The sequence below is a fragment of the Salinisphaera sp. genome (assembly GCF_035690525.1).
Lineage (GTDB): Bacteria > Pseudomonadota > Gammaproteobacteria > Nevskiales > Salinisphaeraceae > Salinisphaera.
Genome location: NZ_DASSKM010000044.1, coordinates 1 through 14,036 on the forward strand (window position 1 = coordinate 1; position 14,036 = coordinate 14,036).

The window sequence follows — 14,036 nt, forward strand, 5'->3', positions numbered from 1 at the left end:
TCAAATTCGCTTATACACCACGATTGAGCATAGCTCGTTTATTTGCGGACTTTCTCTTTTTCTTATTGGCTATCGTTACATCATTATAACGGCTAGTAAAGGCCTACTTCGGATGAATTATTAAATTAAATCGTTTATAAGAAGACAGCGCGGGATACCCGGTATCCGTTACCGTTAAAAGCACGTGCACGGATCGTCGACGATCGACGACGGGCGCATTCAAGTGAGCTGTTCGCGAATATTGCTTTTCCGTCTTCGCCTGCTTGACGTCGCGCGCTGTATTTCGCCAGTTGGGGAAACGCTGTCCGGGCTGCGGATACTGTGTAAAAATCGCTATATCTCCGGGATAAGTGCTTTCTTCCTCGAGCACCTGCCAACGAAAGATTAGCCTGTTGCCATCCGGATCGCGCCAGTCTCCACTCCGTAGTTTTATGGTCTGGCCGGATGTTATGTCTTGAATATAAGTTACGCTGTTGTTGCCGATGGGCGCATGATTGGCCTCAGCATATGACTTGATACACCAGTCGAAGCGTGCCGCGTAGTCCGCTTGAAAAGCCGGTCGCCAGCGATAAACCGCGGCCAAATAGGGCGAAACATCTGTTTTATAGTCGCCCACCGCATCGATGGCGTCATGATAACGATGCGGATTATTCGCATCCTGCATCAAACGCCCGCCCCAGTTTTCCCAGTTCAGATGACCCCGTATATTGAGCCCGTTACGGATCAGCCCCATGAAAGTGGCTGAATCGCCGCTCTTGATCCCCCGGACCTTACCGAGTTTGTACGACCAGATATCCCCCCCCCTATAATCCGGATAGATGGCGCCTAGCGCCCCGTGCCCTTTGATATTATTTTGCCCCCACGCGGAACTGACCAGTCGCTGATTACCGCCGCGGTATATTCCTCGCCCGCCTTCGCTTCGCGTCGCATAAAACAAGTCGGGGAAATGCGATTTGATCCAGGGCCCGGTCGAATCCTGATCGCCGCTCGCTATGACTCGTATCTTGCTGACGAAGTTTTCCACTTCGTCGCGGCTTCGTGTGTTTCTGACCTTCCAGAGAGCTTGGGCAAGATCGGCCGAACCGCCCCAGATCGTGATCCACAGCGGGCGGGCGTCCGGCTTGTCCACCATGCGGATGATCCACTTCGAGGCCGGCGTGCTTTTTCCCCGGCCGATGCTTTGATACACCGGCATGTCTTCGTCGGCGTTCGGCTGGCCGCTCTTGATCACCTGTCGTAGCTGATCGGGGTTGGGATAGTTTTCATTATTCTGCACGAGATTCGGCCAATCTTTTCCGTAGGCATCCACGATCGCGCGAATGTTGCCCGGCCTGACGACATGACCGTGTTGTAGCGACGATGAAGCAATAAGCCCTTCAATATCGAACTCGTTCGAGTACAACATAAGCCGTATCATCGACTGCGCGTCGTCCGCCTCGCGCACGCCGGCTTTGATACTGCTGATATCGGTCAGCACCATGAGCCGCGGTTTCGAGCCTGGGTCGAGCCCGACCTTATCCATTGCTTTAGCTGAAACACTGCTCGTCAACACGCCCGCGATAACGACGGCCAGGACAACTAGGCTACGAATTAAAAACTCACGACAGACCATGGGCTGTTTCCAATAACGTTTCACGACATCCTCGATACGTTCGTGATGTCTAGCGGATCCCGCAACAGCAGCGTCCCAGCCACCGGCGACGTCATGGAGTTCAGCGTGAGCCGCTAATTTTATAGACTCCGAGATGCCCGGCGCGGCCACGATAAACCAGTTGCTCCGAATATTGGCGGCTAAACTCCTTTGTCTTAGGATAAGCCCAGCTTAGTTTAACAATTAACCATACATTTCCCTGCGCTTGCCGAATAACTTTTGACAAGTCTTTAAGCCGATACAAGAGACGGCTGCCCGACCATCGCTCTTGCTGACCTTTATTACATGAAAACGACGCGAATTCCCCCCACCGGAAATCCCAGTACACATAGTCCGTCCGCTTTAAGTAATATGCAACAGCTTGAGAGGCGACAATAATTACATCGTTAGCGTGGGCTCGCTGATTCACATATTGGGCCGGCGAACGATAATCCCATCTTGGGTAATAGTGGTCCGACAGCGCTTGATTTAAGGACAAACGATAATTCCAGTTTGCTGTGTCGATATGTATCAAATGCGCCCAGCCAAAATCCTCGGTCGTTACGACCAGCGCGAGCAGAGCGGCGCCCAACGCCAAACCACGCTTCGGACGACTTCGGATCGAACGAGCCAATAGCGTATAAACGGCCGTGATCGCGACTAGATAAAATAACGGCAGAAGAAAAAAAGTGTAGCGCGTTTCAACATATTTAGTTTCCACGACACCCACCAGTGCCATCATGATCAAGGCGACTGTCAGCATCAGCCGCAAGCTAATCATGTACTGGCTTTCATCTCTACACCAAACCGCCCGACAGCCGGCGAGCGCAATTAACCCAGCCAGCGCGACCGTCAGCGCTGGAATCGCGGTAAGCCATGGATCAAGTATCTGATCGAACACGTTCGGATATTTGAACAATACGACCGCCAACTTGCTCAGCTCGCCGCCCGGCCCGAAGCCGGGAAACAACCTATACCAGTCATCGGTAAAAAACGCGTAAGCTAACCAGAATAAAAAATTTACGGCGATTGGCGGCAGAGCAATCAGCATAACCCGGCGCGAAATACGGCGTATGTCGATCCACCCGAGCAAAACGGCCAGGATCAAGCCAATCAATACACAGCCGAACAAATTGAGCAGCGATAAAGCGATCAAAACGAGCCACGCAAAGCCATTGCGCGCGGTAGGGGATATGCGCGCTAGCTGAAAGGCCGCAGCTAGAGAAACCAAGAGTATCGCCAAGGCGCCTATTATCCATGCCGGGTGGGATGGCAGAGTAGGCGCGAGCAGCGGCGGAATGATAAACGATGATCCGTCGACTTCTACCGGCACATCGGGAGGCAAGGGCGGCTGGTCTCCCATGAACCGAAAGTTTAAGCTGCTATACCAGTATCCGAGCAGCAATAGGCCCGCGCTTACAGCCAGATGGCGAACTCGTCCTGGCGCGCGCTCGATTAGGCTCGGCAGGAAATTCACCACCAGCAAGAAAAACCCACCCGCCCACGTGAAAACGCCGAGCACGGACAGCAGCCACAGCCAACCATAGGCGGTGCTTCTGCCATCGACAACCACGCGGTGCAACGCCAGCAAATACCAGAGAAAAACTGCCTGGAACGGAACGTACATACGCGCAAAACGCGCGAATTCAATTTCCCAGAGCGAGATGCTTAATAGTCCGACGCTAACGCAGGCAACCGTCACACCCGACAGCCGTTTACCGAGGAGATAAACGGCTGGAAGCAACGCAAAGCTGAACGCCACCGGTACCAGCCGCGCCGCAAACTCCGGCTTTATACCCAGCGCGAAGAGCGGAGCAATAAGATACTGCAGAGTCAAGCCCCGCATGTAGTAGCCGCCGCAGTCAAAAGCAGGGATGCCGTGCCGAAGAATATTCTCGACCGACTGAGCAACAAAATACTCATCCTCGGCCCATGGCCAAGTGCCCAACCCACGAAGCCTGGCGTACGCTCCAAAAGCTACGGCGATCCACATGCAGCCAATGAGCGTCCGATGGTAGTTCACAGCGTGCAACTCATTTCCCCTCGCGCGCTATTAATGTGGCAACAAAACAGCCGAAAGATCGGCTGTTTTCGACGCGAACCACGAACATACCTTTGGGCGGTCAGTTGATAACTTCCTCGACGGTATATTCCTTGAGGTCCTTGGCGTGGGTGAAAATAATCAATTCGGCCAGCAGACCCAGACCAAAAATCTGGATGCCGACGACCACGAGCAAGGAGCCCGCCAGCAAGGCCGGACGATCGGCCAGCGCCACGCTCAGGAACAGCCGTTCGATCGTCAGCCATACCAGGATGATCGCGCCGATAAATGCAATCCCGCTACCGATAAGGCCAAAGAATCGTAGCGGTTTCTTGGTGAACTTGCTTAAGAAAAACACCGTGAGCAAATCAAGCAACCGTCGCAGATAGACCCCGGGCCGATACACCCGGCGATAGGCGTCCTTCGGCGACTGGGGCAAATCCAGCTCCTTGACCTTGAACCCCCAGCGCTGGGCAATGATCGGCAGGAAGCGGTGCTGGTCGCCGTATATCGATACTTCATCGGCAACCTGCCGCTTGAAGCCACGGACGCCGCAGCCCAAATCGTGCAGCTCGTGGCCGGTTATCATTTTCTGCACCCGATAAAACAGCCGCGTCTGAAAACGGTTGAAGCCCGAATCCGTGCGTGGCCATCTTCGCCCGACGACCATGTCGTTATCGGCCAGCGCATTCAAGAGCCGGGCGACAGACCCCGGTTCGACCTGATGGTAGGCGGGCAACGTTACGAGTATCGGCCCATCGGAATTGGCGAATCCGGCGGTCAGGGCCGTGGACTCGCCGAATGCACGGGTAAAGCGAATTATTTTAAGCGGCTCACCTTCGCTCAATAGTTGCCGCAACTCGGCCAACACGTCGGCATACGCACCATCCAGAACGTAGATGATCTCGTAAGCGTAGCTCGTCCGATCCAGGTCGGCCTTGTAGGCGTTATAGACCTCACGGACGTTGTCGTAGCGTTCGCTCACAGGAATGATGACCGAGACGTCGACGGCGGGCTTGGACCTTCTTTCCTCGGGATGCTCTCCGGCGACTGCTTCTGTCTGCCGCATGGTCCGGCGCTGACTGAATCGATTTCGACGCTCGTCGTTTACAAGTGTTTCCGACATGGGGTCAGCTCCTCGGCTTGCGTCGGTCATTGCCATGAGCCTGCGGCCGGGTGGCGGTAATCAATGCAAGCTTATCCAGTCTTAGATTGCCGGTTTTATAAATCATTTCGCCCATAATGCCGCCGAGCACGGCGAATATTGCCGTGCATCCAAACAACAAAGCGATACCCGCCATAACCACGGTCGACTCCAACTCGAGAAAGATCCCCCGAACGAACGCGATCGTCGCGACCAGGCTGATCACCAGCGCCGGCCAAGCCAGCATGCTGAACCACCACAGCGGCCTTTCCGCGAAAGACATCACGGTTTTCACCGCAAAGAGATCGAGCAAAACCCTATACGTTCGCAAGAGACCGTACTTGGATACGCCAAACCGACGCGCATGATGACGGACCTTCAACTGCGCTATGCGCGCCCCGGTAACCGATGCCATCGCCGGAATAAACCGGTGCATGTCGGAATACAACGGCACATGCTTGATTACCTCGCTACGGTATGCCTTGAGTGAACAACCGTTATCCTTGATGGGCACACCCGTCACCTTGCCGATAAGCCAGTTGGCGAGCCGGGACGGGAGCTTTCTTGTCCATAACCGATCGTGGCGTTGGTGCCGCCAGCCGACGACAATGTCGTAACCTTCATCGAGCTTGTCGATCAGAAACTTGATATCATCCGGGTCGTTTTGAAGATCGCCGTCCATCGTGACCAAAACTCTACCGCGAGCATGCTCTATACCAGCCACCATGGCCGGCGTTTGACCGTAATTTCTTCTCAGCTTCACGATCCGCAGGCGACGGTCGGACGCGGCCAGATCGGCGGCCAACTCGAACGTTCGATCGCGGCTACCGTCATCCACGAATAACAATTCGTAGTCGAGAGCAAGATCACGAGCCGCACGGGTGAGTGCCTCGTATAACGGATGGACATTGTCCTCTTCCTCATGCAAAGGCACGATGACAGACAGCTCGACTCGGGTGGCTTGATCGGCTACCACGGTTTTAGCCCGCCGTGTCGTTGACAGCCGCTTGCTGAATCAACGAACGAAAATAATCCACGGTACGCGGCAGTCCGACAGCCAAATCGGTTTGCGGAACCCAGCCAAGCGTCTTCCGGGCCAACGAGATATCCGGGCACCGTCGCCTGGGATCATTCTCAGGCAGCGGCCCGGTGACGCATCTGGATGCGCTCCCGGTATGGTCGATCACTTGACCGGCGAGCTCCGCGATCGTGAACTCCGCGGGATTACCCAGGTTGACTGGGCCGGTGACATCGTCGGCCGCGGCCATCAGGCGCATCAGGCCGTCCACGAGATCGTCGACATAACAAAACGAGCGCGTTTGTTGGCCGCTGCCATACAACGTGATGTCCCGGCCTTGAAGCGCCTGCATGATGAAATTCGAAACCACGCGACCATCGAACGGGTGCATGCGTGGACCATATGTATTGAATATTCGGGCTACTTTTATAGGCAGCCCGTATTGGCGGCGATAATCGAGAAATAGAGTTTCGGCGCAGCGCTTGCCCTCGTCATAACAAGAGCGCTTCCCGATCGGGTTCACATGCCCCCAGTAACCCTCGGTTTGCGGGTGTCGCTCCGGGTCGCCGTATACCTCGCTGGTCGAGGCTTGCAATATTCTGGCGCCGGTGCGTTTGGCCAGACCCAGCATGTTGATAGCGCCGTGCACGCTCGTTTTGGTTGTCTGAACCGGATCTCGTTGATAGTGCACCGGCGAAGCCGGGCAGGCCAAGTTGTATATTTCATCCACCTCCACATAAAGCGGGAAACAGATGTCATGCCGCAGTATTTCAAAGTACGGATCGGCGACGAGATGCGCGATATTGGCTTTCCGGCCGGTATAGAAATTATCGAGGCAGAGCACGTCGTGCCCCTCGGCCAGCAACCTTTCGCACAAGTGAGATCCAATAAACCCGGCGCCGCCGGTAACCAAGATTCGCTTGCGCAGAACCTCGTTAATTCTGCCTGAACCAGTGTGACGTTGACTTGTCATATCGCATCTGTGGCCGGGCGTTCGTGAACGCGGCGATGGTGTCGAGCAAAACGCTCATAAGCATCACCGATGGAACGAACGCGATGTGGAACATCGTTGCGGTCTTTTTATTGCGAATTTCTTGAATCCAAGTTATGGGTTGGCGTCAGCGTATATTGACAGGCCCGCGACTCCTGGTGGTGAAAGCGCAGCCTATGCCGAAAAATAACCCAGTAGCCCACAATAGCGCCCAACTGATGGTTCTTCTGCAATTCGTCCGCTATGCGCTCGCTTTTGTCATACCCCGAAAGCTTCGCGACGGTCGTTTTAAACCAAAGCCGAGCCAATATATTGAAACGCCATTTGGACGGTAGCTTTTGCCGGCTTTTATGGCCCTCCAGCTCGTCTACCAGCGTTTTGGTAACGCCACCGATATAGGCTCGTTTTACAGCGAACGCGTAGGAGCAGCGTTCGGAGGGCACGTAATGTCGCGATCGCGCCTTGGGTAGATAGACGCTATGCATGCCTTTGGCGACCATCCGCTCTTGCATGGCCGTCTCGTCGCCCATGCAAGGATAAAGCGCGTTCGGCCCAAGGTATTCGGGAAACCCGCCGCATGCCTGGATATCGGATTTGAATGCGGCCCAGTTGAAACCCAGAAGAAACGTATCGTCGCCTACATACTCGCTCGCACCCGCGGATAACCCGACCGCCGAGGCCGGCAGAAACGGGCGCAGCCAGTTCGGCGGCGGCGCGCCGCCTTCAGGATCGTGGGGTCCGCCGAAAAAAAACCCGCGCCCGTAGCGTCTCGCCGCATCGACATAAGTCGCCAGCGTGTGTTCATAGACACGCACGTCGTCGTCCAGAAAACAGACGAAATCGGCTTTGGTTCGTTCCAGGCCGACGTTGAGCGCGCGTGTCTTACGAGAGTCGCGGATCGCGCAGTAATCGATCGGCATGGGGCCGCCCCAACCCAGGCACTCGCTCTCGGATTGCGCCTCGGTGGCCCCGTTTTCCACCACCAGAATCTCATGGATATCGCCTAAATCGCTCGACTTCAGAGCTTGCAGCGTCAAGGACAGGCGCTCGGAACGTCCATGGGTGACAATTAGAACAGCTACTCGATAGTCACGATTTAGATCAGTGGTCATTTTATAACCCCGCTCGTATACCGATCATCGAAGGCAACGGTTATAAAAATAGCAAGCAATTACTATTCCGATATTTATTATCTTTCTAATATATACAGTTACGATATATTTGTATCTTAGGGTTACTATTTATGTAAAGAATTCCGACACACTAAAGATAAGGCGAAAACAGCCAAAAGAAGGAATCGCGCAACCGCGTCGGCAGCCGCCGCGATTTGAACTCCTGTCGCGTGTAGCGCCGGCTGCGGCGGATGGTTTCCATGACCTGCGCGGTCAGCGTGGCCACGGTTTCGACATGGAACAGCTCGATCGCGAGCTCGAAGTTCAGCCGTAGGCTGCGCGGGTCGATATTCGGCGAACCGACCAGCGCGTAACCCTGATCGATGACGAACAGCTTGGTGTGCGCGAACGGCCGCGGCTGGAAATAAATGTCGACGCCGCGCCCGACCAGCTCGCCGAGATCGTGGCGCGCCGCCCAGGCCACCGGCGGCAAATTGTTGTACTCGGGCAGCACGATCGAAACTTCCACGCCGCGCAGCGCGGCCGCCTGCAGGGCGCCGACCAGCGCCGGCCCCGGCAGAAAATACGGCGTGACGATGAGTACCCGCTCATAGGCACTGGAGACCGCGGTCATCAGCAGCGTGCTCAGACGCTCGATGTCGTGGGTCGGCCCGTTCTCTATCGTGCGACACGCCGCATGGCCGAACTCCGGCAATTCGGACGCGCTGACGGCCGTCTGCTCGCCGGTGGCAAACGCCCAGTCCGACAGGAACACGGCCTCGATCTGGCGCACGATCGGCCCGTCCAGCCGGAAATGCATATCCGCCATGCCGGCGGTGCCGGAGACGAAATGCCGGTCGCCGATATTCATGCCGCCGGTAAACGCCACGCCGGCATCGGTAACCAGAATCTTACGGTGATTGCGCAGATTCAGCCGCAGTGACGGCGGCCATAGCCGCGGCGGCAGAAAGCGCGCCACCCCCACGCCGGCGGCTTCGAGTTCGCCCACCGGCCGCTTGCCGGGCCAGGCATACCACTCGCCGACGCCGTCGATCAGCACGCGCACGTCCACACCGCGATCGGCCGCCCGCGCCAGTGCATCGATAAAGCGCCGGCCGACCCGGTTGGTCTCGAAGATATACGTGGTGAGATAGACGAAACCGATGGCCGCCTCGATCGCCTCGATCATCGGCGGATACGCCTCGTCGCCGTTGTTGAGTACCGCGATGCGGTTGCCGCCGACCACTGGCCAGGCCGACAGCCGGTCGCCGGCGGCGGCAAGCCCCAGCCGACGCTGACTGATGAAGGCGCGGTAGTCGCGCAGCACCGCATCCGCCCCCGGCCGATGCGCGCCCAGGCCGTGGCGCGACGCCCGATCCAGCCTCTGGGCGCGAATCCGCACGCGATTGACGCCGAACATGTAGTACAACAGCGGGCCGAGCGGCGGGAACAGCAGCGAAACACCGATCCAGCCGAAAGCGCTGCTCGGCGTCTCGCGGGTCAACAATGCGTGCGCCGCGGCCGCGATACCGCTGCCGGCGATGATTGCGATCGGCAGCCAAAACTCGATCACGGCGAACAGCGCGTGCGCCGGACTCATGAAAAACCCACCGGCCGAACCGGCGGCCGGCGCATCGCCGTCGACTGTCCACAGATCATCGCATCACCGCTCGCCCTGCGCTCACCGCCACGCCGCGGCCTGACCGGGAGTGTAACAAGGCTTTAATGCCCTACCCGTCCAGTCGCGGCACGGCGGCGAGCAGGGTGCGGGTGTAATCGGTCTCCGGGGCCTCGAAGATGCGCTCGACCGGGCCGCGTTCGACGCATCCGCCGTCGCGCATGACCAGCGCGCGGTCGCAGGTGCCGGCGACCACGCCGAGATCGTGGGTGATCAGCAGCAGGGCCGTATGCGTGCGTCGTCGCAGTTCGGCGATCAACTCCAGTATTTCGTCCTGCACGGTGACGTCCAGCGCGGTGGTGGGCTCGTCGGCGATCAGCAGTTCGGGCTCGCAGGACAGCGCCATGGCGATCATCACGCGCTGGCGCATACCGCCGGAAAACTGGTGCGGGTAATACTTGATGCGGCGGGACGCATCGGGAATACGGACCGCCTCCAGCATCTCGATCGCGGTTTTCATCGCCGCGCGCCGGCGCAGGCCGCGGTGCGCGCGTAGGGTCTCGACCATCTGGGTGGCGACCCTGAGATGCGGGTTCAGCGCGGTCATCGGGTCCTGGAAGATCATGGCGATCCGCGCCCCGCGCACGCGGCGCAAGGTCCGTGCGTCGGCGCCGATCAGCTCGATGGCGCCGTTCTGGCCATCTTTCTGGCCATCTTTCTGGCCATCTTTTTGGCCGTCTTTCTGGCTACCTTGACCGGCGAGCTTCGCGCTGCCGGACACCCGGGCGTTGGCCGCGAGCAGGCCCATCAGTGCGAGCACGCTCTGGCTCTTGCCCGAGCCGGATTCGCCGACGATCCCCAGCGCCTCGCCACGCTCCAGCGCCAAGTCCAGCCCGCGCACGGCTTTAATTTCGCCGTCCGGGGTGCTGAAGCCAACGTTTAAATTCTTGATTTCAAGCAACATTAGCGGTCTTTGGGGTCCAGCGCGTCGCGCAGCCCGTCGCCGATGAAGTTGAAGCAGAACAGCGTCACCGCCAGAAACAGCGACGGGATGAACAACAGCCACGGCGCACGGCCCATTTCGCCGGTGCCGTCGTTGATCAGCGCGCCCCAGGAGGTCAACGGCTCCTGCACGCCCAGCCCCAGATAGCTCAAAAACGACCCGAACAGGATCACCTGCGGGATGGTCAGCGTGACGTAGACGATCACCAGCCCCAGCAGATTGGGCACCACGTGGCGGATGACGATCGCCGGCCCGGAAGCGCCGGCCATGCGCGCGGCCTCGATATAGGGTTGCTGCTTGATGGTCAGCGTCTGGCCGCGCACGATGCGCGCCATGTCCAGCCAGCTCACCGCGCCGATCGCCGCGAACATCAAAAACAGATTCTGGCCGAAGAACACCACCAGCAGGATGACGAAAAACATGAACGGCAAGGCATAGAGGATATCGACGGTGCGCATCATCAAGCCGTCCACCCGCCCGCCGGCAAAGCCGGCGGTCGCGCCATAGGCCACGCCGATCAACAGGCTGACGATGGTCGCCACGATCCCGACCAGCAGCGAAATCCGCCCGCCGATCATGGTGCGCACGAACAGGTCGCGGCCGACGCTGTCGGTGCCGAAAATATGACCGTGGGCGAGCGTGGGCGGCGTCCAGATCTGGTTGTAGTCCTGGCTGAAATAGTTGTTCGGGGACAGCCACGGGCCGATGATCACCGCGATCACGATCAGCACCAGCACCGCGATCGAGGCCATCGCCGCCTTGTTGGCCTGCAATCGCCGCCAAGCGTCGCGGCCGAGGCTGCGGCCGGCGGCCGCCTCCAACTTGTCTCGCTTGCGGGCAAATAATGACCAGCCACGGCTGTGATCGGCTACCGCAGCCGCCAGCCTGCCTTGCTTTTTGGCCGCCATCAGTAACTCACCCGCGGGTCGAGCCAGCCGTAGAGGATATCCACGACCAGATTGAAGCCGATGATGATGATGCCGTAGAAAATGACGATACCGAGCACCAGCGTGTAGTCACGATTCAGCGCGCCGTTGACGAAAAACCGCCCCAACCCCGGGATGCCGAAGATCTGCTCGATGACCACCGAGCCGGTCAGAATCGCCGCCGCTGCGGGCCCCAGAAACGACACGATCGGCAGGATCGCCGCCGGCAATACGTGCACGAAAAACACCCGTGGCGCCGACAGGCCCTTGGCCCAGGCGGTGCGAATATAGTCCGAGCGCAGAACCTCGATCGTCGATGCCCGGGTCAGGCGCACGACATAGGCGATGAACGCCAGCGCCAGTGCGGCCACCGGCATGACGTAGCTTTGCCAACCGCCCAGGCCGCCGGCCGGCAGCCAATCGCGGTAGACTGCAAAGGCCAGGATCATCAACGGCGCAAGCACGAAGCTGGGGACGGATATCCCCAGCAAGGCGCCGCTGGTGGTCGCGTAATCGGCCACCCTATTCTGGCGCACGGCCGCGAACAGGCCCAGCGGCACGCCGATGAGTAGCGCGATGACCAGCGCGAAGCCGCCGATGGTCGCGGAGACCGGAAAGCCGGTGGCGATCAGCTCGTTGACGCTCGTGTCCTGGTAGCGATACGACGGCCCGAAATCGAAATGCGCGATGTTGTACAAATAACGGCCGTACTGCTCGATCAACGGCTCGTCGAGGTGATATTTCGCCTCCAACTCGGCGCGGACCTGCGGCGGTATCCGCCGCGCGTTGGAAAACGGGCTGCCCGGCGCCGAATGCACGAGCACGAACGACAGGGTCAACAGGATGAACAGCGTGGGGATCGCGCCCAGCAGACGACGGGCGATATAAACCAACATTCAGCGCCCGCCCGCACTCGCCGGCACGATATTCATATCCTTGCTGTAGTAGGCCCCCAGCGGGTTGCCGACAAAACCCTTCACATACGGCTTGATCAAATGGTGGGCGCTACCGAAATACAGCGGGATGATCGGACTGTCGTGCAGCAGTGTCGCTTCGGCAACGTGCATCAGCCGGGTGCGTTTGGGTCCGCTGGGCATGTGCTGGGACGCCGAGACCGCGCGGTCGTAAACGGCGCTGTGATAGCCCGACTCGTTCTGGGCCGAGTGGGTCTTCATGATCGAGAAAAAGGTGTTCGGGTCCTCGTAGTCGCCGATCCAACCGACGTAAAAGATCTGGGTGTTGCGCCGGCTATGGATGGTCTGCAGGTACACCTTCCACTCCTGGCTGCGGGTGTTGATCTCGGCGCCGAGCACCTTGCGCCACATCGCCGCGGCCACGATCGCCATGCGCTTGCCGCCTTCGCCGGAAACATATAACAGGTTGGCCTTGAGCGGATGCTCTTCGGAATAGCCCGCTTCATGATAAAGCTTACGGGCCCTTGCCTTGCGCGCCTTATCCGACAGGCCGGCCCATGCGTAGCGCACGCTCCGGTAGCCTTGAAGGGCGGTCGGCACCCAGCTATAGGCCGGAATCTCGTTGCCGCGCAGAATCTTGTCGGTAATAATCTCGCGGTCAAGCGCCATCGACAGCGCCATGCGCAGCTTGCGCCTGCCCTGGAACGGCGGCCGGGTCACGTTGAGGCCGAAATAAAACACCGACAACGTGGGCACGGCATGGTATTGCCCCGGAATATGCTTTTTGACCGTATCGAGCTTGGCCGTGGGAACGCCGGAAGTCCAATCCAGCCCCCCGGCCTGATAGCGTGCCAGCTCGGAGTTGGCATCGGTGATTGGATAGTACTCGACGCGGTCGATTGCCGTATCCTCGTTGTCCCAATAATGAGGATTGCGCCTCAGCACGATCTTGTCGTTGACCCGCCAGCTCACCAGCTCGTAGGCGCCGTTGGTCACCGCGTGCTGCGGCTGGGTGAACGCATCGCCCCATTTTTTCACCGCCGGCGGATACACCGGATCGCTGCTGGAATGGGCCAGCGTCTTGAGAAAAAACGGCGTCGGCGCGTGCAGCTTGATTTGCAGCGTATGCGCATCGAGCGCCGCGACCCCCAGGCTGGCCGGGGGCTTTTTGCCGTCGATGATGGCCGTGGCGTTGACGATCGGCGCATGAATATCGGCATACGGCGAAGCCGTGCTAGGGGCCACCGCCCGGCGTAGGCTGAAGACGTAGTCTTGCGCGGTCACCGGCGCGCCGTTGGACCACTTGGCGTTTTTGCGCAGATGAAAGGTGTAAGTCTTGCCGTCGGCGCTGATCCGCCACGACTTGGCGTCACCGGGGATCACGTGCCCGTCCGGCGCGTAGATCACCAGGCCCTCGTACAGATCGCGCAGGATATTGGCCGCCGGCACCCCGGTCGCCTTGGCCGGGTCCAGGGTCTGGGGCTCGGCGCCGTTACCCTTGCGCAGCGTGGTAATGCCGTCGGGGCCGATCGCGGGTTGGATACGGTTGGGAAAGCCCGGGTCGCCACCGCAGCCGGCCAGCCAGAGGCAGACCGGCAACAGCACGCAGATAACGCGGACTCGGCGCATGAAACCCCTT

At 59.0% G+C, this 14,036-nt stretch carries 11 protein-coding genes; all 11 read right to left on the reverse strand.

Annotated features, from left to right (window positions below):
- Positions 1–103: 103 nt before the first annotated feature.
- The 11 genes from VFJ08_RS03265 to VFJ08_RS03315 all read right to left on the reverse strand — a co-directional run bounded on the left by VFJ08_RS03265 (position 104) and on the right by VFJ08_RS03315 (position 14,026).
- Positions 104–1,636, reverse strand: coding sequence for a DUF1593 domain-containing protein (locus VFJ08_RS03265; RefSeq protein WP_324995122.1), 1,533 nt, complete (start codon positions 1,634–1,636; stop codon positions 104–106).
- 76 nt (positions 1,637–1,712) lie between these two features.
- Positions 1,713–3,623, reverse strand: a complete 1,911-nt coding sequence (locus VFJ08_RS03270) for a hypothetical protein (protein WP_324995124.1) — start codon at positions 3,621–3,623, stop codon at positions 1,713–1,715.
- Between the two features lie 130 nt (positions 3,624–3,753).
- On the reverse strand, positions 3,754–4,797 hold the full coding sequence (locus VFJ08_RS03275; RefSeq protein ID WP_324995126.1) for a glycosyltransferase: 1,044 nt from the start codon (positions 4,795–4,797) through the stop codon (positions 3,754–3,756).
- Between the two features lie 4 nt (positions 4,798–4,801).
- Positions 4,802–5,791 carry a glycosyltransferase family 2 protein gene (locus VFJ08_RS03280; protein WP_324995128.1) on the reverse strand — a complete coding sequence of 330 codons (990 nt, stop codon included), beginning with the start codon at positions 5,789–5,791 and terminating at the stop codon, positions 4,802–4,804.
- A 4-nt stretch (positions 5,792–5,795) separates the two neighbouring features.
- Positions 5,796–6,806: a UDP-glucuronic acid decarboxylase family protein gene (locus VFJ08_RS03285; RefSeq protein WP_324995130.1), complete on the reverse strand. Its 1,011-nt coding sequence runs from the start codon at positions 6,804–6,806 to the stop codon at positions 5,796–5,798.
- 107 nt (positions 6,807–6,913) lie between these two features.
- Positions 6,914–7,936, reverse strand: coding sequence for a glycosyltransferase family 2 protein (locus VFJ08_RS03290; RefSeq protein WP_324995132.1), 1,023 nt, complete (start codon positions 7,934–7,936; stop codon positions 6,914–6,916).
- A 151-nt stretch (positions 7,937–8,087) separates the two neighbouring features.
- The gene (locus VFJ08_RS03295; RefSeq protein ID WP_324995134.1) at positions 8,088–9,536 is read right to left on the reverse strand and encodes a phospholipase D-like domain-containing protein; all 1,449 of its coding nucleotides are present in this window, start codon (positions 9,534–9,536) and stop codon (positions 8,088–8,090) included.
- 130 nt (positions 9,537–9,666) lie between these two features.
- The gene (locus tag VFJ08_RS03300) at positions 9,667–10,518 is read right to left on the reverse strand and encodes an ABC transporter ATP-binding protein (RefSeq protein WP_324995136.1); all 852 of its coding nucleotides are present in this window, start codon (positions 10,516–10,518) and stop codon (positions 9,667–9,669) included.
- Positions 10,518–11,465, reverse strand: a complete 948-nt coding sequence (locus VFJ08_RS03305) for an ABC transporter permease subunit (protein ID WP_324995138.1) — start codon at positions 11,463–11,465, stop codon at positions 10,518–10,520. The genes VFJ08_RS03300 and VFJ08_RS03305 overlap by 1 nt, the downstream gene beginning before the upstream one ends.
- Entirely contained in the window at positions 11,465–12,379 is a 915-nt protein-coding gene (locus VFJ08_RS03310) for an ABC transporter permease subunit (protein WP_324995141.1), read from the reverse strand. Before VFJ08_RS03310 ends, VFJ08_RS03305 begins: the two co-directional genes overlap by 1 nt.
- Positions 12,380–14,026: a peptide ABC transporter substrate-binding protein gene (locus VFJ08_RS03315; RefSeq protein ID WP_324995143.1), complete on the reverse strand. Its 1,647-nt coding sequence runs from the start codon at positions 14,024–14,026 to the stop codon at positions 12,380–12,382.
- Positions 14,027–14,036 lie beyond the last annotated feature (10 nt).